Source organism: Streptomyces sp. CC228A (assembly GCF_021390935.1).
Classification (GTDB): domain Bacteria; phylum Actinomycetota; class Actinomycetes; order Streptomycetales; family Streptomycetaceae; genus Streptomyces.
Map to the genome: position 1 here is coordinate 148,950 of NZ_JAJPUI010000002.1, position 25,323 is coordinate 174,272.

At 72.8% G+C, this 25,323-nt stretch carries 17 protein-coding genes and 3 pseudogenes; 4 read left to right on the plus strand and 16 right to left on the minus strand.

Annotated features, from left to right (window positions below; translation table 11 throughout):
* Window positions 1-332 precede the first annotated feature (332 nt).
* The 6 genes from rplS to L6E17_RS06110 form a co-directional block, all read right to left on the minus strand.
* Window positions 333-683 carry a 50S ribosomal protein L19 gene (rplS, locus tag L6E17_RS06085; protein WP_236239764.1) on the minus strand — a complete coding sequence of 117 codons (351 nt, stop codon included), beginning with the start codon at window positions 681-683 and terminating at the stop codon, window positions 333-335.
* Between the two features lie 131 nt (window positions 684-814).
* Window positions 815-1,636 carry a tRNA (guanosine(37)-N1)-methyltransferase TrmD gene (gene trmD / locus L6E17_RS06090; protein ID WP_236239765.1) on the minus strand — a complete coding sequence of 274 codons (822 nt, stop codon included), beginning with the start codon at window positions 1,634-1,636 and terminating at the stop codon, window positions 815-817.
* On the minus strand, window positions 1,636-2,400 hold the full coding sequence (gene rimM, locus L6E17_RS06095) for a ribosome maturation factor RimM (RefSeq protein WP_236239766.1): 765 nt from the start codon (window positions 2,398-2,400) through the stop codon (window positions 1,636-1,638). Before rimM ends, trmD begins: the two co-directional genes overlap by 1 nt.
* An 83-nt stretch (window positions 2,401-2,483) precedes the next feature.
* Window positions 2,484-2,723 (minus strand): RNA-binding protein, encoded by a 240-nt coding sequence (locus L6E17_RS06100; RefSeq protein WP_071267134.1) that lies wholly within the window; start codon window positions 2,721-2,723, stop codon window positions 2,484-2,486.
* 2 nt (window positions 2,724-2,725) lie between these two features.
* Window positions 2,726-3,172 (minus strand): 30S ribosomal protein S16, encoded by a 447-nt coding sequence (gene rpsP / locus L6E17_RS06105; protein ID WP_236239767.1) that lies wholly within the window; start codon window positions 3,170-3,172, stop codon window positions 2,726-2,728.
* 186 nt (window positions 3,173-3,358) lie between these two features.
* The gene (locus tag L6E17_RS06110) at window positions 3,359-3,952 is read right to left on the minus strand and encodes a hypothetical protein (protein WP_177204494.1); all 594 of its coding nucleotides are present in this window, start codon (window positions 3,950-3,952) and stop codon (window positions 3,359-3,361) included.
* A 575-nt stretch (window positions 3,953-4,527) separates the two neighbouring features.
* Between L6E17_RS06110 and L6E17_RS06115 the strand changes: the two genes are divergently transcribed.
* Entirely contained in the window at window positions 4,528-5,415 is an 888-nt protein-coding gene (locus tag L6E17_RS06115; RefSeq protein ID WP_236239768.1) for a methyltransferase domain-containing protein, read from the plus strand.
* 212 nt (window positions 5,416-5,627) lie between these two features.
* Here the strand turns inward: L6E17_RS06115 and ffh are convergent, their stop codons facing one another.
* From ffh to L6E17_RS06140, 5 genes and pseudogenes are all read right to left on the minus strand, one after another.
* Entirely contained in the window at window positions 5,628-7,187 is a 1,560-nt protein-coding gene (gene ffh / locus L6E17_RS06120; RefSeq protein ID WP_236239769.1) for a signal recognition particle protein, read from the minus strand.
* Window positions 7,188-7,587: 400 nt separating this feature from the next.
* A pseudogene (locus tag L6E17_RS06125) lies at window positions 7,588-10,027 on the minus strand ([protein-PII] uridylyltransferase).
* Window positions 10,028-10,074: 47 nt separating this feature from the next.
* Complete coding sequence (locus tag L6E17_RS06130) at window positions 10,075-10,413, minus strand: P-II family nitrogen regulator (protein ID WP_071272357.1); 339 nt, start codon at window positions 10,411-10,413, stop codon at window positions 10,075-10,077.
* The gene (locus tag L6E17_RS06135; protein WP_236239770.1) at window positions 10,410-11,771 is read right to left on the minus strand and encodes an ammonium transporter; all 1,362 of its coding nucleotides are present in this window, start codon (window positions 11,769-11,771) and stop codon (window positions 10,410-10,412) included. The genes L6E17_RS06130 and L6E17_RS06135 overlap by 4 nt, the downstream gene beginning before the upstream one ends.
* 381 nt (window positions 11,772-12,152) lie before the next feature.
* Window positions 12,153-13,622 (minus strand): hypothetical protein, encoded by a 1,470-nt coding sequence (locus L6E17_RS06140; protein WP_236239771.1) that lies wholly within the window; start codon window positions 13,620-13,622, stop codon window positions 12,153-12,155.
* Between the two features lie 439 nt (window positions 13,623-14,061).
* Between L6E17_RS06140 and L6E17_RS06145 the strand changes: the two genes are divergently transcribed.
* Window positions 14,062-14,754: a bifunctional DNA primase/polymerase gene (locus L6E17_RS06145; RefSeq protein WP_236239772.1), complete on the plus strand. Its 693-nt coding sequence runs from the start codon at window positions 14,062-14,064 to the stop codon at window positions 14,752-14,754.
* Between the two features lie 258 nt (window positions 14,755-15,012).
* On the opposite strand, the gene ftsY is transcribed toward L6E17_RS06145, so the two are convergent.
* A complete protein-coding gene (gene ftsY, locus L6E17_RS06150) occupies window positions 15,013-16,239 on the minus strand; it encodes a signal recognition particle-docking protein FtsY (protein ID WP_236239773.1) in 1,227 nt (408 codons plus the stop codon).
* An 82-nt stretch (window positions 16,240-16,321) separates the two neighbouring features.
* Between ftsY and L6E17_RS06155 the strand changes: the two are divergent.
* Window positions 16,322-17,545, plus strand: a pseudogene (locus tag L6E17_RS06155) (cytosine permease); the annotation flags it as partial.
* 54 nt (window positions 17,546-17,599) lie between these two features.
* Here L6E17_RS06155 and L6E17_RS06160 read toward each other — a convergent pair.
* A complete protein-coding gene (locus L6E17_RS06160) occupies window positions 17,600-18,817 on the minus strand; it encodes an IS110 family transposase (RefSeq protein WP_236239756.1) in 1,218 nt (405 codons plus the stop codon).
* A gap of 274 nt (window positions 18,818-19,091) precedes the next feature.
* Between L6E17_RS06160 and L6E17_RS06165 the strand changes: the two genes are divergently transcribed.
* Entirely contained in the window at window positions 19,092-19,364 is a 273-nt protein-coding gene (locus L6E17_RS06165; protein ID WP_236240432.1) for a hypothetical protein, read from the plus strand.
* Here L6E17_RS06165 and L6E17_RS06170 read toward each other — a convergent pair.
* From L6E17_RS06170 to L6E17_RS06180, 3 genes and pseudogenes are all read right to left on the minus strand, one after another.
* The gene (locus L6E17_RS06170; protein ID WP_236239774.1) at window positions 19,361-20,779 is read right to left on the minus strand and encodes a sugar porter family MFS transporter; all 1,419 of its coding nucleotides are present in this window, start codon (window positions 20,777-20,779) and stop codon (window positions 19,361-19,363) included. The genes L6E17_RS06165 and L6E17_RS06170 overlap by 4 nt on opposite strands.
* A gap of 241 nt (window positions 20,780-21,020) precedes the next feature.
* A pseudogene (gene smc / locus L6E17_RS06175) lies at window positions 21,021-24,573 on the minus strand (chromosome segregation protein SMC).
* Between the two features lie 210 nt (window positions 24,574-24,783).
* Window positions 24,784-24,996, minus strand: coding sequence for a hypothetical protein (locus tag L6E17_RS06180; protein ID WP_236239775.1), 213 nt, complete (start codon window positions 24,994-24,996; stop codon window positions 24,784-24,786).
* Between the last annotated feature and the right edge of the window lie 327 nt (window positions 24,997-25,323).

Here is a 25,323-nt window from a genome sequence, read left to right on the forward strand (position 1 = left end):
GACCCGGCGGGGGCGGCCGCGGTGGGCTCCGGCGGAGCCGACGCGGGATCCGGCGCGGGATCCGGGGCGAAAGCCGTGGCAGCGGCCTGATCGGCGGCCGTGCCGGGGGCCGGCTCCCTGGTCACGGACGGTCCTTGCCCGGTCGGGGTTCCGCCGCGCCGACGGGACCGCCGGGAACGCGCGAAGCGCGACCCGCCCTCCGTACGCGTGTCGGCGTCGGGAGGCAGGTCGCGCTCCGGGTGCTGTGCTTCGGTGTCCATGAGGGCCTGAGCCTAACCGGCCGCCCTGTGAGGACTCATCCGAAGTGGGCGCTGTGCGAGGTGAGCGGGAGCTCAGTTGTCGCGCTTCTCCTTGATCTTCGCGGCCTTGCCGCGCAGCTCACGGAGGTAGTACAGCTTGGCGCGGCGGACGTCACCGCGGGTGACGAGCTCGATCTTCTCGAAGATCGGGCTGTGCACCGGGAAGGTGCGCTCGACGCCGACCGAGAAGGAGACCTTGCGGACCGTGAAGGTCTCGGAGACGCCCGCGCCCTGGCGGCGGATGACGACACCCTTGAACTGCTGGATACGGGAGCGGTTGCCCTCGATGACGCGGACGTGGACGTTCACGGTGTCACCGGGACGGAACGCCGGGATGTCGGTCCGCAGGGAGGCGGAGTTGACGGAGTCGAGCAGGTGAGACATGTGTGTCTGCTTCCTCACTGATGCCACAGGTCATCAGCGGCAACGAGAAACGGAGAGTGGGATGGCTGTGCGTCGGGGGCCGGCGCGCGTCCCCCTGTGGCAGGGGCGCCGTCCGGACGTACAGCAGCGGCCTATTCTTCCACGGCCTGCGGCCGGCGCCAAAATCGGCCCTCGGGGTCGGGGGCCCAGCCCAGGATGGACAGGATCTCGCGGTCCTTCTTGTCGAAGGCGGCGGGGTCGCAGCGTTCGATGAGGTCCGGCCGGTGCTGCACGGTGCGGCGGAGCGCCTCGTCGCGGCGCCAGCGGGCGATCCTGCCGTGGTGGCCGCTGAGGAGGACGTCGGGGATGCCGCGGCCGCGCCACTCGGGAGGCTTGGTGTACACGGGCCCTTCGAGGAGGTTGGCCATGGCTCCGGGCGCGAAGGAGTCGTCGCGGTGGGACTCGGCGTTGCCGAGGACGCCGGGCAGCAGCCGGGCCACGGCCTCGGTGATCACCAGGACGGCGGCCTCCCCGCCGGCCAGGACGTAGTCGCCGATGGAGAGCTCGTAGACGGGCATCCGCGTGGCGTACTCGTCCGTGACGCGGCGGTCGATGCCCTCGTAGCGGGCCGGGGTGAAGATCAGCCACGGCCGCTGCGACAGTTCGACGGCGATCTCCTGGGTAAAGGGCCGGCCGCTGGGCGTGGGGACGACGAGGGCCGGTCCGTGGGCGCCGGCCTCGTATCCGGCGGCGAGGGTGTGGTCCAGTGCGTCGCCCCAGGGCTCGGTCTTCATGACCATGCCGGGCCCGCCGCCGTAGGGGGTGTCGTCGACGGTGTGGTGGCGGTCGTACGTCCACTGCCGGAGGTCGTGGACGTGTACGTCCAGCCGGCCGCGGGCGCGCGCCTTGCCGACGAGGGACACGTTCAGCGGTTCGAGGTACTCGGGGAAGATCGTGACGACGTCGAGTCGCATCAGCGCTCGTCCTCACCGGTGTCGGCGGCCCCGCTGCTGCCGGCCGGCCCGCTGCCGCCCGGGGACTCCCCGCCGGTCGCCGTGTCCGAAACGGAGCCGGCTCCGTCCACGGCCTCAGCCGTGGTCCCGGATCCGGCCGCCTCGGCAGTACCGGCCTCGTCTCCGGCTCCGGCCTCCGCACCCGCGGAGGCGCCTGCGGCCTCGGCACCGGGCTCCGCTTGAGTCCCGGCTTCGCGGGTGGAGGCGACTTCGGCACGGTCGTCGATCAGCCCCGGCGGCGGTGCGATGACCGCCCTCTGGGCGTGCAGGTCGACTTCGGTGACGATCTGCTCCACGAAGGGGATCATGACCTCGCTGCCGTCGGGCCGCTCCACGATGAAGAGGTCCTGGGACGGCAGGTGGGAGATCTCGGTGATCCGCCCGACCTCGGTGCCGTCGGCCAGTACCACGTCGAGGTCGATCAACTGGTGGTCGTAGTACTCGTCGGGCTCCTCGGGCCGCTCGTCGGGGTCGACGTCCGCGATGAGCAGGGTGTTGCGCAGCGCCTCCGCGGCGTTCCGGTCGTGGACGCCCTCGAAGCGCAGCAGGAGCCGGCCGCTGTGGACGCGGCCGGTGGCGATGGTGAGAGGCCCGGCGGCGGCCGGGTCGGTGGCCAGTACGGCGCCGGGGGCGAGCCGCAGTTCGGGCTCGTCGGTGCGTACCTCGACGGTGACCTCGCCCTTGATTCCGTGGGCGCGGCCGATCCGCGCGACTACCAGCTGCACTTTTCGAATTCTCCTGGTCGGACGACGACGGGCCGGGGCGGGCGCATGCCCTCCCCGGCCCGTGCGCCGGTGTTCAACTTCGCTCAGCGAACCTGGTCCACGTCGACGAGGTCGACCCGGACGCCTCGGCCGCCGATGGCTCCCACGACCGTGCGCAGAGCACGCGCGGTGCGGCCGTTGCGGCCGATCACCTTGCCGAGGTCGTCGGGGTGGACCCGGACCTCCAGCACGCGCCCGCGGCGCAGGTTGCGCGCGGCCACCTGCACGTCGTCGGGGTTGTCGACGATGCCCTTCACGAGGTGCTCAAGCGCCTCTTCGAGCATGCTCAGGCCTCGGTCGACTCGGTGGACTCGGCCGCCTCGGCCTCGTCCGCCTTCTTGTCAGCCTTCTTGGCCTTGGGGGTGATCGCCTCACCCTTGGTGTCGTCGCCCTCGAGCGTCTTGGCGAACTCGTCGAAGGAAGAGCGCTTCTCGTCCTTCGTGGCCGGGGCCAGAAGCGGCTTCTCCGGGGCGGGCAGGCCCTTGTGCTTCTGCCAGTCGCCGGTCAGCTTCAGGATGGCGAGCACCGGCTCGGTCGGCTGGGCGCCGACGGACAGCCAGTACTGCGCACGCTCCGAGTCGACCTCGATGCGCGACGGGTTGTACGTCGGGTGGTACAGACCGATCTCCTCGATGGCCCGGCCGTCACGGCGGGTGCGGGAGTCGGCGACGACGATGCGGTAGTGAGGCGAACGGATCTTGCCCAGACGCTTCAGCTTGATCTTGACTGCCACGGGTGTGGTGTCTCCTGGTCTTGACGTGGTGGGCACGACGAGATGCCACGTGGGGTTGCGGTACCCGAGTGCCCGATGGACGCGTCAGCCGGAGGAGAGAGGGGTCCTGTTCGACTGTCGAGTACAGCTAGCCATTGTGCCACACCCCGCGCATCCGCCCGGCCGCGGGGTGCGGCACCCGTACGGTCACCGGGCCGCGCCGACGGCTTCCGGGATACGGAACGGCTTCCCGCAACTGCCGCACAGGATCGGCGCCTGGGCGAGCACCGAGGGGACGACCCGGACATTGCGGCCGCAGTCGCACACCGCCTTGACCCGCACGCCGCCGCCGGAGGAGCCGTGCCGGGCGGCGGGCCCGCGGAAGGAGCGCTTGGTGTCGGCGGCCGTCGCGGCGCTGTGCGCCTTGAGGGCGCGCTGCAGCCGCTCCATGGTGGGGCGGTAGCGGCGCTTCGCCTCGGGGCTGAGCGTGACCAGGGAGAAGCCGCTGCTGGGGTGGGGCTCCTCCGCGTGGTCCAGGCCCATCTCCTCGGCGATCGCCAGGAAGCGTCGGTTGTGGTAGCGGCCGGCGCGTGAGGTGTCGCGGACACCTCGCGCGGCGGCGATGCCGTGGACTGCCTCGTGGAGCAGTCGCTCGAAGGAGAGCTCGGCGCCGCAGGCGGACGACGACTCTCCGATCAGGGACTCTGGCGCGGCGAGATCGGGCAGCTCGGGGTGGTGCCGCTGAATGTCGGCCCACGCCTGTGCCAGTTCTGCGGCGAGGACAGGTGGTGTCGTGCTCACGTCGTGACAACGAGCCGGAGAGCCAGGGGGTTCCATTACGGGGCATCCCAAATAATTTGCACGTACCCGTCAGTTGCCGTTCATGCGTCCTGACGAGGGTCAGTGCGCTGATCTGCGGAGGATCTACCAGGTTCTGCGAGGAACTACCAGGAAGTGCAGGGGAGTACGGGGGTGTGCGGGGTGGTGCGGAGGATCGCGATGCTCGCGGGCCGCAGCAGCGAGCGCCGGTTCCCCGGGCGGCCGGGCAGCCGCACGGTCCGCCGCACGGTGCTGAGCGGCGCCCGGTGCGTCCGCGGCCGGTGTTCGCGGAGGTGACAGTACCCGGGCGGCCCGGTGTGCGGGGCACCGGCCCGGCTTGCATGGCGGGATTCGCGCGGCGCCCTCACTATGGAACTGGTTCGTGCCGGGCCAGGGGGCGCACGACCGGAGCACGCGAGCATTGCGCTGCCCACCCCCTGGACGCGATGGCGAATGCGGAGTTCTCTGGCTTCACGGACGTGCGAGCGCGCACACGGGGGCTGTCAATCAGGGCACGGACGCACAGATGCACCTCTCGGCTGATTGGGGCGCTTTCGATGACACCTATGCTCGTCCAGCACCACCCCCACCCGGCCCCGGCCTCCCCGGCGCCGTCGCGTGCGCCGAGCCGCGCCCGCGACTGGGCGGAGATCCAGGAGCGGATGCTGGTGCCGCTCTACGAAGCGGTGTACGAGCACCTGGAGGTCGGCACCGGGACGCGGCTCCTGGGTCTCGGCTGCGGCTCGGGGCTCGCCCTGCTCATGGCCGCCACGCGCGGGGCGCAGGTCACCGGGGTGGACACGGACCACGCACGCGTGGACCTGGCCAGGCAGCGGCTGCTGCCGGATCCCGGGGCGCATCCCGGGCCCGGCGGCGGGCCCGGGATGAGACTGGAGACCGCGCTGCTCTACGGCGGGCCCGACGAGGCGGCGCAGGCCGCCGATCCCGCCCGTCCTGCGTACAACCTCGTCACGGCGCTTCAGCCGATCGGGTGCACCGCGGACGACGCGGAGGGGCTGGTGCCCACGCTGCGCGCGGCCGCCCGCCTCGCCGAGCGGGGCAGCGCCGTCGTCCTGGCGGGCTGGGGCCCTCCGGAGCGCTGCGCGACCACCGGGGTGCTGCGGGTCGCCGGCCGCCTCACCGAGCGGTTGCGGCCGCAGGACGCCTGGCGTCCCGCGCTGCGCGACGAACTGGAGGACGTCGCCGCGCGGGCGGGCCTGCGGCCGGACGGCTCGGGGCGCGTGTCCTGCCCCTTCGGCTACGCCGACACGGACAGCGCCGTACGCGGCCTGCTGTCGACCGGGCACTTCGATGCGGCGGTACGGGCCTGCGACCTGGCGACGGTGGAGAAGGAGATCACCGAGGCGCTGCACCCGCATGTCCGCCCCGACGGCACGGTGTGGATGTCGAACGTGTTCCGGTACCTCGTCGCCAGGATCCCGTAGCGGGTCCGCGGACGAGGGCGGGGCGGCGGGGGGCCGCCCCTACCCGGCATTCGCCCGTTCGACCGGCCGCCCACCCGGCGGCCGCGGGCGGGCGTACGTGACCTGCGACGGCCCCGATTGCCGGTACGCGTAAGGGGTGCCCCTCCCAGGGAGGGGCACCCCTTACGCGCAGGCAGGTCGTGCGGGCGCAGGGCCCTTGCGGTGCCGGGCCGTCAGCCCATGAACTTCTTGAACTCGTCCGGCAGATCGAAGTCCTTGCCCGGCTCGCCCGGCGGCAGCCCGAACGCCGCGCCGGCCTGCTGGGCCTGCGCCTGCTCGCGGCGCTCGGCAGCCGCCTGCTCCTCGGCCTTCCGCTTCATCGGGTTGCCGCTGCGGCGCTTGCCCTTGGCCTGCTTCTGCTGCTTCTTCTGCCGGCCGGGGCCGCCGCCCATGCCCGGGATGCCCGGCATGCCCGGCATCCCGCCGCCCTGCGCCATGCGGGACATCATCTTGCGGGCCTCGAAGAACCGCTCGACGAGCGACTTGACGGCGCTGACGTCCACACCGGAGCCCTTGGCGATGCGGGCGCGGCGGGAGCCGTTGAGGATCGTGGGGTCCTGGCGCTCGGCCGGGGTCATCGACTTGATGATGGCCGCGGTGCGGTCCACGTCCCGCTCGTCGATGTTGTTGATCTGCTCCCGCATCTGGGCCATGCCGGGCAGCATGCCGAGCAGCTTCGAGATGCTGCCCATCTTCCGGACCTGCTCCATCTGGGCCAGGAAGTCGTCGAGGGTGAAGTCCTTGCCCTTGCTGCTCGCCAGTTTGGAGGCCATCTTGGCGGCCTCTTCCTGGCTGAACGTCTGCTCCGCCTTCTCGATGAGCGACAGGACGTCGCCCATGCCGAGGATGCGGGACGCCATGCGGTCCGGGTGGAACGCGTCGAAGTCGTCCAGCTTCTCGCCGTTGGAGGCGAACATGATCTGGCGGCCGGTGACGTGCGCGATGGAGAGCGCGGCACCGCCGCGGGCGTCGCCGTCGAGCTTCGACAGGACGACGCCGTCGAAGCCGACGCCGTCGCGGAAGGCCTCCGCCGTGTTGACGGCGTCCTGGCCGATCATGGCGTCGACGACGAAGAGGATCTCGTCGGGGGAGACCGCGTCCCGGATGTCCGCGGCCTGCTGCATCATCTCCTGGTCGATGCCCAGGCGGCCGGCGGTGTCGACGATCACGATGTCGAACTGCTTGGTCCGCGCGTACTCGATCGAGTCCTTCGCGACCTGGACCGGGTCGCCGACGCCGTTGCCCGGCTCCGGGGCGTAGATGCCGACACCGGCACGCTCGGCGACGACGCTGAGCTGGTTGACGGCGTTGGGCCGCTGGAGGTCGCAGGCGACGAGCAGCGGGGTGTGGCCCTGGCCCTTGAGCCACCGGCCGAGCTTCCCTGCGAGCGTGGTCTTGCCGGCGCCCTGGAGGCCGGCGAGCATGATCACGGTCGGAGGCTGCTTGGCGAAGCGGAGCCGGCGGGTCTCGCCGCCGAGGATGCCCACCAGCTCGTCGTTGACGATCTTGATGAACTGCTGGCTGGGGTTGAGCGCCTTGGACACCTCCGCCCCCAGCGCCCGCTCCTTCACACTCTTGATGAAGGCGCGCACGACGGGCAGGGCGACATCCGCCTCGAGCAGCGCGATACGGATCTCACGTGCCGTGGCGTCGATGTCGGCCTCGCTGAGGCGACCTTTGCCCCTGAGGTTCTTGAAAGTCGCGCTGAGGCGGTCGGAGAGCGTATCGAACACGGCGGTCGCGGATCCTCGGGTCTAGGGGGCAAGCGGACAGTCGGAGTCAAGGGTATCCGGCCGCGCGACGAGGATGCCCTCGCCCGCCGGATCCGACGGGCGGGGGCGCGTCCCCCGCGTACGCGGAAGAGACGCCACCGCGCGGGGCACCGCCACCGCGGTCCCGGGCCCCCGCCCCCCACCCGAGCCACCCAAGCCACCCGAGCCACCCGAGCCACCCGAGCCACCCAAGCCACCCAAGCCACCCAAGCCACCCCAGCCAACCAAGCCACCCAAGCCACCCAAGCCACCCAAGCCACCCAAGCCACCCAAGCCACCCGAGCCACCCGAGCCACCCGAGCCACCCGAGCCACCCGAGCCACCCGAGCCACCCGAGCGGAACGGCCGACGCACTGTCCGGTCACGCCGTCGACAGCGCCTGTTCCAGTCCCCTGGCGACTTCCGCCGCCTCCTCGCCCGCGAGCGGTGTGCCGTCGCCCCTGGTCACGTAGACGGTGTCCACCGCGTTCGCGCCCAGCGTGCTCACGTGCGCGCTGCGCACCCGGACGGCGGCGCCCTCCAGCGCCCGGCCGATCCGGTGCAGCAGCCCGGGGGCGTCCTGGGCCCGCACCTCGATGACCGTCGCGCGGGCGGCGGAGCCCGCGGGGGCGACCGTCACCCGAGGCGGTGGGGCCGGGACCCCCGCCGCCTCGGGTACGCGGCGTCCCGCTCGGCCAGCCGGGCCGCGACGTCCAGGGACCCGTCCAGTACCCGCACCAGGTCGGCGCGCAGCCGCGCGGCCTGCGGGAGGGAGCCGTACTCCGCGGCGACCCGCCAGTTGAGGACCAGCACGGCGGGGCCGCCGAAGGAGGGGTCCAGGTCGATGGCGCGGAGGTCGGCCGAGCGCACGGTGAGCCGGTGCAGGGCGAGGACGCCGGCGACGGCCGGGAGGACGCCCGGCTGGTCGGGCAGGGCGATGAGCAGCTCCACGCCGACCGGTTCGGGTGCGCCGTCCTGCGGGGCCGCTTCGGCGTGCAGGTCCAGCACGGGTTCGCCGGTCCGCAGGGCCTCCACGGCGAGCCGCTCCTCCGCGGCGCCGGGCGCCGCGGGCCGGGCCACCTGCGGGATGTCCCCCGCGAGGGCGCCGGCCACCCGCTTGACGAGGTCGGCGACCAGGGAGGCCCGCCACGAGGACCAGGCGGCCGGGCCGGTCGCCAGGGCGTCCGCCTCCGTCAGGGCGTGCAGCAGCTCAAGGGTCGACAGGGACCCGACGGCCTTCGCGACCGACTCGACGGTGGCCGGGTCGTCGAGGTCCCGGCGCGTGGCAGTCTCGACGAGGAGCAGGTGGTGCCGGACGAGGACGGCGACGACGTCGGCGTCCGCGGCGTCGAAGCCGATGCGCACGGCGGTGTCCCGGGCGATGGCCTCGCCGGCGAGGGAGTGGTCGCCTGGCCGGCCCTTGCCGATGTCGTGCAGGAGGGCGGCGACGAGCAGCAGGTCCGGGCGGCCGACGCGGCGGGTGAGGGCGGCGGCGCGCACCGCCGTCTCGACGAGGTGGCGGTCGACGGTCCAGGTGTGGACGGGGTTGCGCTGGGGCCGGCACCGGACGCGCTCCCAGTCGGGGAGGAGGCGGGTGACCAGGCCCTCCGCTTCGAGTGCCTCCCAGACCGCGAGGGTCGGCTCGCCCGCGCCGAGCAGGGTGATGAGCTGCTCTCGGGCCTCCGCGGGCCAGGGTGCGGGGAGGGGTTTCGCGGCGGTCGCGAGGTGCCGTACGGCGTGCCGGGACAGCGGCAGGCCCGCCTGGGCCGCTGCGGCGGCGGCGCGCAGCGGGAGGACGGGGTCGCGTTCCGGGCGGGCGGTGCGGGCGAGGACGGCTTCGCCGTCCATCTCCACCACGCCTTCGGCGAGGGGGGTGCGTTCCGGCGGGGGTTTCGCGCCGCCCAGGAGGGCGCGCAGGCGGGGGCGGGCGGAGCGGGCGCGCAGGACGCGCTGGACGTCGCGCCAGGTGACGTCGGAGGCGTAGGCGATGGTGCGGCCCGCTTCGTAGACCTGCCGCAGCAGGGCGTCGGCGTCCGGGACGCCGAGGGCCGAGGCGACCTGGTCCTGCTCCTGGAGGGCGAGGCGGTCGGTGGCGCGGCCGGTGGTGAGGTGCAGGGCGTCGCGGGTGTCGAGGAGGGTGCGGGTGGCGTCGGCGAGGCCGTCGCGGGGGCGTCGGCGAGCCAGGAGGCGGCGACGGCGCGCAGGGCGGTGGCGTCGCGCAGGCCGCCGCGGGACTCCTTGAGGTCCGGTTCCAGCAGGTGGGGCAGTTCCCCGGTGCGTTCGGCGCGCTCCCGGCAGAGTTCGCGCAGGGCGGGGAGGCGGACGGGGGCCTGGTTGCGCCAGTCGGCGAGGACGGTGGTGCGCAGTGCGGCGACGAGGCCGCGGTCGCCGGCGAGGGGCCGCGCGTCGAGGAGGCCGAGCTGGACTTTCAGGTCGTCGGCCGCGGTCTTCCTGGCCTCGGCGGGGGTGCGTACGGAGTGGTCGAGGGCGAGGCCGAGGTCCCAGACGGGGTACCAGACGCGGTCGGCGACGGCGGCTACGGCGGCGGGGTCGGCGGTGCCGTCGTGGAGGAGCAGCAGGTCGAGGTCGCTGCGGGGCGAGAGCGCGCCGCGGCCGTAGCCGCCGACGGCGACGAGGGCGGTGCCGCGGGGCGGGGCGGCGGCGGCGAAGAGGGCGGCCAGCCAGTGGTCGGTGAGGCGGGCCAGCTCGGCACGGCGCGACGGCCCGGGCCGGGCCTCCTGGTGGAGGAGGCTCAGCCGGGCCGCCGCGTAGCCGCCGGGTCCCGAGTGTTCGGTTCCTGAGGTTCCCGAGGTCTCTGACATGCCTGAGGTTCCTGAGGTGTGGTCGATGCTCGACACCCGGCAGCTCCTTACAGTGCGTCGGGTCCGCGCTCGCCGGTGCGGACGCGTACGGCGGTCTCGACGGGGACGCTCCACACCTTGCCGTCGCCGATCTTGCCGGTCCTGGCGGCCTTGACGATGACGTCGACGAGCTGCTCGGCGTCGTCGTCCTCGACGAGGACCTCGATGCGGATCTTGGGGACGAGGTCGACGGTGTACTCGGCGCCGCGGTAGACCTCGGTGTGACCGCGCTGGCGTCCGTAGCCGCTGGCTTCGGTGACGGTCAGGCCCTGCACTCCGAAGGCCTGGAGGGCTTCCTTGATCTCGTCGAGCCGGTGCGGCTTGACGATGGCGGTGATGAGCTTCATGCGTCCACCTTCTTGTTCTGCTGCTCTGCCGCGGCGGTCTCGGCCGCGGCGAGGACGGTCTTGCGGGGGGCGGCGCCGCCGCCCGCTCCGCTGAAGTCGTACGCGGTCTCGGCGTGCTCGACCTGGTCGATGCCGGCGACCTCGTCGTCCTCGCTGACGCGCATGCCGATCGTCTTGTGGATGACGAGGGCGAGGACGGCGGAGACGGCCAGGGAGTAGGCGAGGACCGCGACGACACCGATGACCTGCTTGACCAGCTGGTCGACCCCGCCTCCGTAGAAGAGGCCCTTGGCGTCGGACTGGACGGTACCGGTGGCGAAGAAGCCGACGAGGACCGAGCCGATGATGCCGCCGACGAGGTGGACGCCGACGACGTCGAGGGAGTCGTCGTAGCCGAACTTGTACTTGAGGCCGACGGCCATGGCGCAGGCGAGGCCGGCGATGGCGCCGATGGCGAGCGCGCCGAGCGGGGAGCAGGAGCCGCCGGCGGGGGTGATGGCGACGAGTCCTGCGACGGCGCCGGAGGCGGCGCCGAGCGTGGTGCAGGCGCCGTGGCGGACCTTCTCGTAGGCGAGCCAGGCGAGGACGGCGGCGGCGGTGGCGACCTGGGTGTTCACGAACATCACGGCGCCGACGCCGTCGTCGTTGCCGAGCCACGAGCCGGCGTTGAAGCCGAACCAGCCGAACCACAGGAGGGCGGCGCCCAGCATGACGAGGGGGAGGCTGTGCGGGCGCATCGGGTCCTTCTTGAAGCCGACGCGCTTGCCGATGACGAGGATGACGCCGAGGGCGGCGGCGCCGGCGTTGATGTGGACGGCGGTGCCGCCGGCGAAGTCGATGACGCCCATGTCGAAGAGCCAGCCGCCCTCCGCCCACACCCAGTGGGCGACGGGGAAGTAGACGACGGTGGCCCACAGCGTGATGAAGAGGACCCAGGCGCCGAACTTGACGCGGTCGGCGAGGGCGCCGCTGATGAGGGCGGGCGTGATGATCGCGAACATCAGCTGGAAGACGGCGAAGACGAAGACGGGGATGGTCGTGGCGCCCCACAGTTCGTCGCGTCCGATACCGCTGAGCCCGACGTAGTCGGAGGACCAGCCGATGACTGAGCCGGTGTCGGCGCCGAAGGCGATGCTGAAGCCGTAGAGCACCCAGAGGACGGTGACGATCCCCAGGCTGACGAAGCTCATCATCAGCATGTTGAGGGTGCTCTTGACGCGGACCATGCCTCCGTAGAAGAAGGCCAGGCCCGGCGTCATGAGCATCACCAGGGCGGAGCAGATGAGCATGAATCCGGTGTTGGCGGCAGAGAGCGCGGGTGCTTCCTCTGCGGCGAGCGTCAGGATGCCTGGGGACATCGCGGCGGTCTCCTCGTCGTCGGTCGGCCTGTGCGGGGGTGCGCGCCGGGAGGCTGCGCGGCTGGGAGGTGGCCGGTTATGACGCAGGAGATTCGCGCAGCGCGGTTTCCGTCGATGCCGCCCGTTGTTTCGGCGCGGTGACGAACCCTTCGGGTGTGTTACGTCACCATGAACTGCCGCATCACGGTTGGGTAACGGCGCTATCCTCTGCCGCTGTCGCCCGCGGCCGCGGGCACGCGGACCGGCCGCGGCGGTCGCACCCGTTGACCTGGCGGTGGGGGAACCGAGTCGGGCTGCACGGGGTGGACCGCCGCGGCCGGAGTCTGCGGGCGCGGGCGGGGAGGTGGCGGCTGCGCGGGGTGGTGGGGGCCGCGGGCGGGGTCAGACCGCTTCCGCGGACTCCGGGAGTTCGGTGGCGAGCTTCTCGGTGAGGTGGACGACTTCCTGCAGGTCCCCGAACTCCCGCGCGGCGTTGGCGACGGTCTTGCGGAGCCGGGTGTTGACGCGCTCGGAGCGGACCCGCTTGGCGACCGTGAGGGCCTGCTCGGCGCGGACGGCGGCCTGCTCGGGCTCCCGCTTGAGGAGGTGGACGGTGGCCATGCCCACGAGGTTGAGGGCGTAGGAGCGCTGGTGCTCATCGTCCGTGGAGAAGAGGTCGACGGCCCGCTGCATGACGGGTTCGGCGAGGGAGGCGTACGTGGGGCTGCGCCCGGCGACGTAGGCGAGGTCGCGGTACGAGTGGGAGTTCTCGCCGTTGAGCTCGGCCTCGGAGAAGAACCGGATCCAGTCGGGCTCGGGGTCGTCGTCGAGTGCGGCGTCGGCGAAGGTGTCCTCGGCCATGCGGACGGCGCGCTTGCACTTGCTGGGCTGCCCCATGTTGGCGTAGGCCCGGGCCTCCATCGCATACAGCATGGCCTGGGTCCGCGCGGTGGCGCAGTCGCGGCTGCCGTACTGGGCGAGGTGGATGAGTTCGAGGGCGTCGTCCGGCCGCCCGAGGTGGATCATCTGGCGGCTCATGGAGGAGAGGATGTACGAGCCGAGGGGCTTGTCGCCGGCCTCCTTGGCGGCGTGCAGGGCGAGCACGAAGTACTTCTGGGCCGTGGGCTGGAGGCCCACGTCGTAGCTCATCCAACCGGCCAGCTCGGCCAGTTCGGCGGCGCAGCGGAAGAGGCGCCGGGCGGTGGGGGCCGGGTGGGGTTCCTGGAGGAGGTCGGTGACCTCGTGGAGCTGCCCGACCACGGCCTTGCGGCGCAGTCCGCCGCCGCACTGGGCGTCCCAGGTGCGGAACATGACGGTGGTGGACTCCAGCATCTCCACTTCGGCCCTGGAGAGCTTGGGGCGGCGGCCGGCTCCGGCGGGCTCGACGCGGTCCGCGGCGGGGGCGGGTACCAGCCAGCGCTGCATGGGCTCGATGAGCGCGGGTCCGGCGGCGAGGGCGAGGGAGGTGCCGAGGAAGCCGCGGCGGGCGAGCATGAGGTCGCTGCGGGAGAACTCGCTGAGCAGCGACACGGTCTGGGGGCCGGCCCAGGGCAGGTCGACCCCGGAGACGGAGGGTGACTGGTGTGCGGGGCGCAGGCCGAGGTCCTCGATGCCGACGACCGCGCCGAACCGCTCGGAGAACAGCTCGGAGAGGATGCGCGGGATGGGCTCGCGGGGCTGCTCGCCGTCCAGCCAGCGCCGGACGCGCGAGGTGTCGGTGCTGATGTGGTGTGCGCCCATCTGGCGCGCCCTGCGGTTCACCTGCCGTGCGAGTTCGCCCTTCGACCAGCCGCTGCGCACGAACCACGAGCCGAGCTGCTCGTTCGGGCGCTTCCCGGTAGCCGTAGGACCGTCTGCGCCGCTGCCGCCCACTGGAAGGCCCCCATCTGCCGTGTCGCCGTGTTGCCGAACCCTTGTCAGATTGCCGTGTGCCGTGGGCCGCTGTCCGGGAACCCTCCCCTTCACGCCGCCCCGCACGGGAATCCGCTTGCCTCCGGCATACCCATGAGCCGGAACGCTACCCGGAGTTCGTGCACCGAAAGTAATCCTACGATCACCCGCCCCGCGAGCCCGTTTCGCTAAACGCCACCATTCGCCACCCCTTCGAATGAACGCGCGGAGCACGGGGCGCGATTGACTGGGCATACGGCGATCGGGAGCCGGGCGCACTGAGGTGTACGGCCAGCGCGCGCGGGGTCACACACCACCGCGACCGCTTCTGCGTACCACCCGAACGAGGGACAGCACAACGCAGTGTCACGCCGGCACTCCGAGTCGTAACCACCGGCGAGTTCGACCCGTTGGAGGGGGCATGGGCTTCACGATCGGCGGCACGCGCATCCGCGACAGGCGTTCCGGGTGGACGGGATTCACCGGTTTCACGGCGTTCACGGCGTCCCGCCGGCGGGCGGCCCGCTCGGCGGAGTGCACGGCGGCGGCGGAGTACACCGGTCTGTGGGGCTGGGACGTCGTGCCGGGTGCCCGCGCCTCGGCAGGCGAGTGCTCCTGCGGTGACACCGCGTGCACGGCTCCCGGGGCGCACCCGCTGGGCTTCGCGCCGGTGGTCCCGGCCGGCGCGCCGCTGGACGTGGTCGCGCAGACCTGGTCGCGGTTCCCGGGTGCGGCGCTGATGCTTCCGGTGGGGCGGGCGTTCGACGTCCTGGAGGTGGCGGAGGAGGCGGGCCGCAGGGCGCTGGTGCGGCTGGAGCGGATGGGCCTGCCGGTGGGGCCCGTGTGCGTGACGCCCACCGGCCGGGTGCGGTTCTTCGTGGCGCCCGGGGCGGCGGCGGAGCTTCCGCGGCTGCTGTACCGGATGGGCTGGGAGGACGCGGACCTGGACCTGCGGTGCCTGGGGCCGGGCGCGTACGTGACGGCGCCGCCGTCGGACCTGGGCGGTCTGGGCCCGGTCGGCTGGCTGCGGCCCCCGTCCCTGGACGCGCCGCACACGCCTCCGCAGGCGCGGCTGCTGCTGGGCACCCTGGCGTACATCTGCCACCGCGCGTGACCCCGCGGGCCCGGCGCTGAGGCCGAAGGCCCCGCTCGGGCACGCAAGGAACGCCCCGGCCGGGGCTCCTCCGTACGGAAATCCCGGCGCTCCTCGGTACGGAAATCCCGGGGCTCCTCCGTGCGGAAAGCCCTGGCACTCCCCCGGACGGAAGCCCGCTCCCCCGTACGAAAGCCCCGGTGCTCCGCTGGGCGCCTCCCCTGAGCGGGGAGGCGGCCGACGGAGCGCCGGGGCCGGGGTCTTCGGAGGAGGCGGCGGTCAGTCGCCGAGCAGGGCGTCGACGAACGCCTCCGGCTCGAAGGGCGCCAGGTCGTCGGGGCCCTCGCCGAGGCCGATCAGTTTGACGGGCACGCCCAGCTCGCGCTGGACGGCGACGACGATGCCGCCCTTGGCGGTGCCGTCCAGCTTGGTCAGGACGATGCCGGTGATGTCGACGACCTCCGCGAAGACCCGCGCCTGGACCAGGCCGTTCTGCCCGGTCGTGGCGTCCAGGACGAGCAGGACCTCGTCCAGCGGGCCGTGCTTCTCGACGACGCGCTTGACCTTGCCGAGCTCGTCCATGAGGCCGGTCTTGGTGTGGAGGCGGCCTGCGGTGTCGATCAGGACGACGTCGGCGCTCTCGGCGATACCTTCCTTCACCGCGTCGAACGCGACGGAGGCCGGGTCGCCGCCCTCGGGTCCGCGCACCGTGCGGGCGCCCACGCGCTCGCCCCAGGTCTGGAGCTGGTCGGCGGCGGCGGCGCGGAAGGTGTCGGCGGCGCCCAGGACGACGGAGCGGCCGTCGGCGACGAGGACGCGGGCCAGCTTGCCGGTGGTGGTGGTCTTCCCGGTGCCGTTGACGCCGACGACCATGACGATGCCGGGGGTGTCGAGGTCGCTCTCGGTCCTGACCGTGCGGTCGAAGTCCGTGCCGACGAGGGCGAGCAGCTCCTCGCGGAGCAGGGTGCGCAGTTCCTGCGGGGTGCGGGTGCCGAGGACCCTGACGCGCTCGCGCAGCCGCTCCACGAGCTCCTGGGTGGGCTTCACGCCGACATCGGCGGTCAGCAGGGTGTCCTCGATCTCCTCCCAGGTGTCCTCGTCGAGGTGCTCCCGGGAGAGCAGGGTCAGCAGGCCCTTGCCGAGGGCGTTCTGGGAGCGGGCGAGCCGGGCGCGCAGCCGGATCAGGCGGCCGGCGGTGGGGGCCGGGACCTCGACCTCGGGGGCCGGGGGCGCGGCCATGACCGGGTCTTCGAGGGCGGTCGGTTCGGTGACGATCTCGTCGGCGGTCGGGAGGCCGACCTCCTCGATCGTGCGGCGCGGTTCTTCCCGCGGGGTCTCCGCCTCCTCGCCGACGCGCGGTTCGGCGGGCGGGGCGGTGATGGTGGGGGTGGCGGTCGGCGCCTCGGGCGGCGGCAGCTGCTTGCTGCGGCGGCCGCTCACCAGGAGGTAGCCGGCCACTCCGGCCGTGACCAGGGCGATGACTACAGCGAGGATGACGTATTCCATGGTGCGTCCAGTATGCGCGAGACCCTCCGGCCACCCCTGACCTCCTTGCCCGGATATCCCCTTTTAGGGAATTCTGCGGGGAATGTATGAGAGTCGCGGGCTGGAGCCCGTGCCCGACTCAGCGCGCGTGGGCCGGGTCCGCGAACTGTTCCCCACGTGGGTGGCGGCGAACATCTCCGTCCTGCTCCTGACCATGGGGGCCGGCCTGGTGGTGCTGCACGGGCTGAACTTCTGGCAGGTGCTCGTCGTCGCGGCGGCGGCGCCGGTCGTGTCGTACGGGATCGTGGGGCTGGTCTCGATCGCCGGGAAGCGGGGCGGGGCGCCGGGCATGGCGCTGTCGCGGGCGGTGTTCGGGCAGCGCGGGAACCTGCTGCCGGGTGCGGTGATCTGGGTGGCGCGCTGGGGCTGGGAGGCCGTGAACGCGGTGACCGGCGCGTACGCCCTGCTGACGGTCGTCGACCTGCTGTCCGGGGTGCGGCCGGGGGTGCTGCCGTCGGTCCTGGCGCTGCTGCTCTTCGTCGGCGGCACGTTCCTCGTGTCGGGGCTCGGTATCGGGGCGCTGCGGTGGTGCTGCCGCTGGTCGGCGTACCTGTTCGGGGCGTTCTCGCTGCTGGTGCTGGGCCATCTGGTCGCGCGGACCGACTGGGGCGCGGTGCTCGGCCGCCCGTCGGGGCCGGCGGCGCTGATGGTCGTGGGGGTGGGGACGCTCGCCGCCGGGGCGATCAGCTGGGCCCCGTCGGCGCCGGACTTCACCCGCTACCTGCCGCGGCACGCGTCGGGGGCGGCGGTGGTGGGGGCGACCGTCGCGGGGGCGGCGGTCGTGGTGGTCCCGCTGGTGCTGATGGGGGCGGTGATGGCCGACTCGCTGCCGGGGCTGGCGTCGGCGCGGGACCCGGTGTCGTTCATCGGGGAGTTGCTGCCGCTGTGGCTGTCGGTGCCGTACCTGCTGATCGCCCTGGTGGGGACGCTGCTGATCAACGCGATGTCGATGTACTCGGCGGGCTTCACCGCGCAGACGCTGGGCTTCCGGCTGCGGCGGGCGTGGGCGGTGGGGTTGAACGCGGTGATCAGCGCGCTGGCGGGCGGGGTGCTGATGCTGGTGGCGCAGGGCTTCCTGGCGGCGTTCGTGTCGTTCCTGACGCTGCTGGGGGTGGCGTTCTCGGCGTGGATCGGCGTGTTCGGCGCGGACATGCTGCGCCGCGGGTCGTACGACGCGGGGGCGCTGCTGGACACGTCCCGGTCGAGTGGCTACTGGTACCGGGGCGGCTTCGCGTGGCGGGCGGTGACCGGGTGGGGGGTGCCTCTATGTCTTTCGTCAAGGCACCTCTGTCGGGTTTCGGGTGGTTCGGGCTTGCTGAAGCTATGCGGCGAGTTCGACGTCCGTCGGTGTCCGGGGTTCGTAGAAGGTGCCGTCGCGGAGCATGGCGAACAGGACGCTGATGCGTTGGCGGGCGAGGCGGAGGAGTGCCTGGGTGTGGGTTTTGCCGCGGGCTCGTTGCTTGTCGTAGTAGGTGCGGGAGGCCGGGTCGGCGTTCATGCAGGCGAAGGCCGAGAGGAACATCGCCCGTTTGAGCTGCCGGTTTCCGCCTCGGGGTGCGTGTTCGCCGTGGATCGAGGTCCCGGACTGCTTCGTGGTGGGTGCGAGGCCGGCGTAGGAGGCGAGGTGGGCTGCGGTGGGGAAGCTGGTGCCGTCGCCGACGGTAACCAGCAGGACGGCGGCGGTCCTGACGCCGACGCCGGGCATCGACGTCAGGACCGGGGAAAGAGGGTGAGCCTCCAGCAGAGCGTTGATCTGGGCTTCCATCGCCCGGCGCTGGGTGTGAACAGCGGTGAGCGAGGCGGCCAGGGAGGGGATCACGATGTCGAGGGTGCCGGTGCCCGGGACCACGACGGTCTGTTCGTCGAGCGCGTCGAAGACGTCGTCGATCAGCCGGGTGGCCATGCGCGGGGCCTTCGGGCGGATCAGCTCCACGAGTCTGCGGCGGCCTGCCTTGCGCAGGGCGGCCGGGGATCCGTAGCGCTCCAGCAACCAGGTCACGGCCTGGTGGTCCAGGCGCGGGCCCAGGACGCGCTCCAGCGAGGAGTGGAACTGGGTGAGCAGACCGCGTATCCGGTTGGAGGTGCGGGTGGCCTCGGCGGCGAGGTCCTGGTCGAAGCCGACGAGCACGGTGAGCTCGGCAGTGATCTCGTCGGTCAGTTCCAGCGAGCGCAGGGTGTGCGGCATAGTCCGTGCGGCGTCCGCGATGACGGCGGCGTCTTTGGCGTCGGTCTTGGCCTCGCCCGGGTAGAGGTCGGCGATCCGGCGCATCGCGAGTCCGGGCAGGTAGGCGACCTGGCAGCCGGCGTCGCGGGCGACGGTCAGCGGCAGGGCGCCGATGGAGGCGGGCTGGTCCACGATCACCAGGACGGTGCCGAACTTGTCGCGCAGCTTGTCGAAGACGGCCCGCAGCCTGGGCTCGCTGTTGGGCAGCGGTTTGTCGAAGACCTTCTTCCCGCCCGGGGTGAGCCCATGACCGTGGTGGGCACTCTTGCCGACGTCCAGGCCCAGGAACACGCCCACGTCTTCGATCTCGAACATCGTGCCCCTTCCCAGGGGGTGTTGGCGGTGCCGGCCTCGGCTCGGGTGTCGTGCTCGCGCATCCACGTTATGCAGACCTGCCGCCCGCGAACTGTCCGGCATTGCGCCGGACCGGACGGTGGCCGGACCTCTGATCAGCGTCTCCGACGAACACCCCCGGACCCGGTGACACCACCCCCCAGGTCATGCCTTCGACAGGGGGCAACAGTCATGCCGGGCCCGGAGGCCAGCGGCCCCGTTGCGGAGCCGCAGAAAACATAACGCGGGGCTGGCGGTGGGGCTGCTCTTCACGCGGGTGGAGTGGTTCGCGGGACCGCTCGCGGGGAGCTGGCCGGGCCGGCACGGCTTGGGCTGGGTGCTGACGGCCGGGGTGGCGGCGCTGGTGTACGGCGCGGGCGCCCTGCTCGCAGGGCCTGGAGGACGACTGCGGGCGCGCCGCGCCGCACGGGAGCGGGCGCCGGGGCAGAAAGGGTCGGCTGCCCCGGCCCGCACGGAAGAGGCGGGACGGGGCAGCCGGAAGAACGAGGAGAGGGGCAGCGGGGATTAGCCCATCTCCTCCAACGCCTTGCCCTTGGTCTCCTTCACGAACCTGAGCACGAAGGGGATGGAGAGCACGGCGAAGACCGTGTAGATCACGTAGGTGCCGGACAGGTTCCACTCGGCGAGCGAGGGGAACGTGGCGGTGATGAGCCAGTTCGCCAGCCACTGGGCGGACGCGGCGACGCCGAGGGCCGCGGCGCGGATGCGGTTGGGGAACATCTCGCCGAGCAGGACCCAGACCACCACGCCCCAGGACAGGGCGAAGAAGAGGACGAAGGCGTGGGCGGCGACGAGGGCGACGACGCCCTGCGTCTCGGGCAGCCTGCCGTCCACCAGGTCCGCGGAGAACGCCCACGCCTCGCAGGCCAGCGCGAGGGCCATGCCGGCGGAGCCGACGAGGGCCAGCGGCCGGCGGCCGACGCGGTCGACGAGGACCATCGCGATCACCGTGCCGACGATGTTGATGATCGACGTGGTGAAGGAGTAGAGGAACGAGCCCGACGGGTCGACGCCGACGGACTGCCACAGGGTCGCGGAGTAGTAGAAGGCGACGTTGATGCCGACGAGCTGCTGGAAGACGGACAGGCCGATACCGACCCAGACGATGGGCAGCAGGCCGAAGCGGTTGCCGAGCAGGTCCCGGAAGGTGGACTTGTGCTCGCGGTGCATGGCCTGCTCGATCTCGGCGACGCGCGCGTCCAGGTCGACGGCGCGACCCTCGACCTCGGCGAGGACCTCGCGGGCGCGCTCGCGGCGGCCGACGGAGAGGAGGAAGCGCGGCGACTCGGGGATGGCGAAGGACAGCAGCCCGTACAGCACGGCGGGCAGGACCTCGACGCCGAGCATCCACTGCCAGGCTTCGAGCCCGAGGATCTCGCCGCGCTGGCGCCCGTCGGCGACGTTGAGGATGGCCCAGTTGACCAGCTGGGAGACCGCGATGCCGATGACGATGGCGGCCTGCTGGAAGGAGCCCAGGCGGCCGCGGTAGGCGGCGGGCGCGACCTCGGCGATGTACGCCGGACCGATCACCGAGGCCATGCCGATGGCGAGGCCGCCGACGACCCGCCAGAGGGCGAGGTCCCACAGGGCGAAGGGCAGGGCGGAGCCGACGGCGCTGGCGGTGAAGAGGACGGCGGCGATCTGCATGACGCGGATGCGGCCGATGCGGTCGGCGAGGCGGCCCGCGGTCGCGGCGCCGACCGCGCAGCCGATGAGCGCGATGGCGATGACCTGGGCGAGCGTGCCGGAGCCGACGTCGTAGCGGTCGCGGATCGCTTCGACGGCGCCGTTGATGACGGCGCTGTCGTAGCCGAAGAGGAAGCCGCCCATGGCGGCTGCCGCCGTGATGAAGACGACGTGGCTGAGGTGGTCCGGGTGGGCCTGCCGGGCGCCCGGCGCCGGGGTCCGTGCGGTGCTGGTCACGAGTACTCCTGACCCGGCCTCGTCGCCGGGTGTGGGGGCGGGGCCCTTCCAGTGGCGCACAACCTCACGCCGCCCACCACTTGAAGGTAAATGCAACGCTGGAGAGACTATGCCTTCAAGTTGTGAAGTCAATACTTGGATCAGAACAACTTCCCCCGCGTGACTGTCAGCCCAGTACCCAGTAGCTCACGGCACTGCAGGAACCCTGGATTCATGAGTTGAATTGATCTTGAAGAGTTGATCAGCGGAGCCGCTGACTGATGACCTTGGAGACGCCGTCTCCCTGCATCGACACGCCGTACAGCGCGTCCGCGACCTCCATCGTCCGCTTCTGGTGCGTGATCACGATGAGCTGGGAGCTCTCCTGGAGCTCCTGCATGATCCGGATCAGCCGCTGGAGGTTGGTGTCGTCCAGCGCGGCCTCCACCTCGTCCATCACGTAGAACGGGCTCGGCCGCGCCTTGAAGATCGACACGAGCAGGGCCACGGCGGTGAGCGACCGCTCGCCGCCCGACAGCAGCGACAGCCGCTTGACCTTCTTGCCCGGTGGCCGCGCCTCCACGTCCACACCGGATGTGAGCATGTCGTCCGGGTCGGTCAGCACGAGGCGGCCCTCGCCTCCCGGGAACAGGCGGGAGAAGACGCCCTCGAACTCGCGTGCCGTGTCCCGGTACGCCTCGGTGAACACCTGCTCGACGCGCTCGTCGACCTCCTTCACCACCTGGAGCAGGTGCGCGCGGGTCTTCCTCAGGTCGTCGAGCTGCTCGCTGAGGAACCGGTGGCGCTCCTCCAGCGCGGCGAACTCCTCCAAGGCCAGCGGATTCACCTTCCCGAGCTGCTGGTAGGCCCGTTCGGCCGACCGGAGCCGCTTCTCCTGCTCGGCCCGCACGAAGGGCCGGGGCCGGTTGCGCGGGTGCTCCGGGTCGTCGGGCAGCGCCTCGCCGCCGGCGGGCGGCGCGGGCGGTACGGGCTGGTCGGGGCCGTACTCGGCGACGAGCGCGGCCGGCTCGACGCCCAGCTCCTCCAGCGCCCGGCCCTCCAGCTGCTCGATGCGCAGCCGCTTCTCCGCGCCCAGCACCTCGCCGCGGTGCACGGAGTCGGTCAGCTTGTCCAGCTCCGCCTTGAGGTCGCGGCCCTCGGTGCGGACGGCGGCCAGCTCCTGCTCCCGGGCGGTCCTGGCCGCCTCCGCGGCGGACCGCTCCTCCTCGGCGCGTACGAGCGACACCTCGATGTGCGCGAGGAGCCGGCGGGCGCCCGCGGCGACGGCCCCGGCGGTCTCCGCCTCGCGGCGCAGCCGCGCGCGGCGCTGCTCGGCGCGGGCACGGGCCTCCCGCTCGGCGCGCGCGGCCCGGTCGAGCGAGTCCGCGCGGCCGGCCAGGCCCTTCACCCGCTCCTCGTGGGTGCGGACCTGGAGGCGGGCTTCCATCTCGGTCTGGCGGGCGTTGGCGCCGTCGGCACTCAGCCGGTCCCGCACGGAGGTGTCGGGTTCCTCCTCCGCGGGCACCTCCTGGGCGACGAGCAGCCGCTCGGCCAGCTCCTCCGCCTCCTCCACCGCCCGCTCCAGGGCCTCCTGGGCGCGGGCGACGGCGGCTCCGCTCCGCTCGGCCTCCCCGGCGGCGGCGCGGGCCTGCCCGGCGAGGCGGGCGACCTGCTGGGCGGCGGCGGACCGCTCCCGGTCGGCCGCGCGGCGCCGCTCCCCAGGTCCCGCACGCGGTCCTGGCAGGCCCGCCGCCGCCGGGACGCCTCCTCCTGGCGTACGGCGAGGTCGTCGCACCGTACGGCCAGGTCAGCCAGTTCGGCGGCGGCCTCGTCGACGGACGCCTGCACCTCCAGGAGGCTGGGCGCCCCGGCGGAGCCGCCCTGCGCGAAGTGGGCGCCGAGCACGTCCCCTCCGCGGTGACGGCGACCAGCGACGGCCTGGCGTACACGAGCCGCTCGGCGTCGTCCAGCGTGTCCACCACCGCGACGTCCCGCAGCAGCCTGCGCACGGCGGGCAGCAGTTCGGCGGGGCCCCGCACGAGGTCGGCGGCGAGGGTGGCGCCGTCGGCGCGGCCCGGCTCCGGTACGGGTTCCGGCGCGCCCGCCAGCAGCAGCGCCGCCCGGCCCGCATCCTGCTTCCGCAGGGTCCGCAGCGCCTCGGCGGCAGCGGCGGGACCGCTCACCGCGAGCGCGTCGGCGGCGGCCCCGAGGGCGGCGGCGACGGCAGCCTCGTACCCCGGCGTGACGGTGAGCAGTTCGGCGGCGGGCCCCAGCAGGCCGGTGAGCCGGTCGCGGGCGTCCAGCAGGGCGCCGGTGCCGTCCTTGCGGCGCAGCCCGAGAGCGAGGGCGTCGTGGCGGGCCTGGACGGCGGCGCGGCGGCGCTCCGTCTCGGTGGCGGCTTCGCGGGCCGCGGTGAAGGCGGCTTCCGCTTCGGCCAGTTCGCGCTCGGCGGCCTCGTGGGCGGCGGTCAGCTCCGCGTCGCCCGCGTCGAGGGCGTCGGACTCCGCCTTGAGCCGCTCGTACTCCTCCTGTGCGGCGGCGGCGCGTTCCCGCGCGTCGTCGCGGCCGGCCGCCAGCCGGTCGATCTCGGCCTGAGCGGCCGCGGCCCGGGACCGGGCGGCGCCGACCTGGCCGGTCAACCGGGCGAGGCCCTCCCGCCGGTCGGCGAGGGCGCGGGCGGCGTCCTTGAGGCGCCGCTCCTCCGCCGCGAGGGCGCGCTCCAGCTCGGCGCGGTGGGCGACGGTGTCCTCCAGGGCCCGCTCGGCGGCCTCCAGCGCGGCCTGCAGTTCGGCTTCCTGCTCCCGCACGCGGGCGGCCTCGCGCTCCAGGTCCTCGGGGTCGCGGCCGCGGCGCTCCTCGGGCGGTTGGCCGGTGGCGCTCTTGACGCGCGCGTCGGCGAGGGAGACGGTGCCGCGGACCCGCTCGGCGAGGCGGGACAGCTCGTGCCAGGTGTGCTGGGCGCGCTGGAGGCGCGGGGTGAGGCGGCGCACCTCCTCCTCAAGGGCCGCCTCGCGTTCCTGGGCTTCCCGCAGCGCGGCCTCCGCGGCCCGTCTGCGCTCCTTCAGGGCGGCCTCGTCGTCGAGTTCCGCCTGCAGGGCCGCCCGGAGCCGTACGAGGTCGTCGGCGAGGAGCCGGAGGCGGGCGTCGCGCAGTTCGGCCTGGATGACGGCGGCGCGGCGGGCGGCGGCGGCCTGGCGGCCGAGGGGTTTGAGCTGGCGGCGCAGTTCGTCGGCGAGGTCCTGCACGCGGGAGAGGTTGGCCTGCATGGCGTCGAGTTTCCGCAGCGCCTTCTCCTTGCGCTTGCGGTGCTTGAGGACGCCCGCGGCCTCCTCGATGAAGGCGCGGCGGCCGGCGGGGTCGGCGTGCAGGACGGAGTCGAGTTGGCCCTGCCCGACGATGACGTGCATTTCGCGGCCGATACCGGAGTCGCTGAGGAGTTCCTGGATATCGAGGAGCCGGCAGGTGTCGCCGTTGATCTGGTATTCGCTGGCGCCGCCGCGGAACATGATCCGCGTGAGGGTGACTTCCGCGTAGTCGATGGGCAGGGCGCCGTCGGAGTTGTCGATCGTGAGGGACACCTCGGCGCGGCCCAGGGGCGGGCGGCCCGTGGTGCCGGCGAAGATGACGTCCTCCATCTTGCCGCCGCGCAGGGATTTGGCGCCCTGTTCGCCCATGACCCAGGACAGGGCGTCGACGACGTTGGATTTCCCGGAGCCGTTGGGGCCGACGACGCAGGTGATGCCCGGTTCGAACCGCAGGGTGGTGGCGGAGGCGAACGACTTGAATCCGCGGAGGGTCAGGGCCTTGAGGTGCACGGCGGGACTCTACCCGCCGGGTTTTGTTTGCCTCGTGAACACGGGGGGCAGATCAACGGGTGAGTCCGGCGGCGGGAGGGGCCGGGCGGTCGTCGGGAAAGGTCGTCCGGGAAAAGAAGGAAGGGACGCCGAAGCGTCCCTTGCATATCTTTCGCGAGAACGGTTCCCACCGTCCCGCAGGTCCCGGTTCGACGGGTTGCCTGCCGGGGGTCAGGTGAGTGCAGGCTCGCTCTTGGGTACGTCGATGTCGATGCCGTCGAGCAGCGGCTCGCGGTGAGCGGCGGCGGCGGTCAACGCGTCGTTCTCGGACTGGATCCGTACGAGCTCGGACTCCAGGTCCTGGACGCGCTGCTGCAGCCGTCGCATCTCGGCGAGCAGTCGCGGGTCGGTACCGCCGACATATCCGAGAAGCGCCTTTGCCATGATGGATGGTCCTCCACAATGAGTGACCGACCGTTGCGGTGTGGGTCGTGAGGGAATCGCACCCGCGGTGCTCGGCAGTAATGGGTTGGTGCCGCTGCGTTCTTACTGCCACACAGCAAGGTGCGCCGGGGCTTCCAGAGTCTCACCAAAAAGTTTGACGGTCAACACGATCACGCCCCGTATCACGGGGCGACCGGGGGGTCCGCCGCCGCTGGGCAAGCGGCGGCGCCTCGCACGCGGTGGGCCGTGGGGCGTGGAGATCATCCTTGCGTGCCGGAGCGGCCGCCACAACCCCTTCTCCGCAATCACCTGGCCCTTTCCGTCCCA

Bases quoted from the DNA above. Each gene is read 5' to 3' on its own strand.
- ftsY (WP_236239773.1), bottom strand. From the start codon at position 16,239: ATGGAATACGTCATCCTCGCTGTAGTCATCGCCCTGGTCACGGCCGGA.
- L6E17_RS06145 (WP_236239772.1), top strand. From the start codon at position 14,062: ATGGGCTTCACGATCGGCGGCACGCGCATCCGCGACAGGCGTTCCGGG.
- L6E17_RS06160 (WP_236239756.1), bottom strand. From the start codon at position 18,817: ATGTTCGAGATCGAAGACGTGGGCGTGTTCCTGGGCCTGGACGTCGGC.
- trmD (WP_236239765.1), bottom strand. From the start codon at position 1,636: ATGCGACTCGACGTCGTCACGATCTTCCCCGAGTACCTCGAACCGCTG.
- L6E17_RS06180 (WP_236239775.1), bottom strand. From the start codon at position 24,996: ATGGCAAAGGCGCTTCTCGGATATGTCGGCGGTACCGACCCGCGACTG.
- L6E17_RS06115 (WP_236239768.1), top strand. From the start codon at position 4,528: ATGACACCTATGCTCGTCCAGCACCACCCCCACCCGGCCCCGGCCTCC.
- L6E17_RS06100 (WP_071267134.1), bottom strand. From the start codon at position 2,723: ATGCTCGAAGAGGCGCTTGAGCACCTCGTGAAGGGCATCGTCGACAAC.
- rplS (WP_236239764.1), bottom strand. From the start codon at position 683: ATGTCTCACCTGCTCGACTCCGTCAACTCCGCCTCCCTGCGGACCGAC.
- L6E17_RS06130 (WP_071272357.1), bottom strand. From the start codon at position 10,413: ATGAAGCTCATCACCGCCATCGTCAAGCCGCACCGGCTCGACGAGATC.
- L6E17_RS06135 (WP_236239770.1), bottom strand. From the start codon at position 11,771: ATGTCCCCAGGCATCCTGACGCTCGCCGCAGAGGAAGCACCCGCGCTC.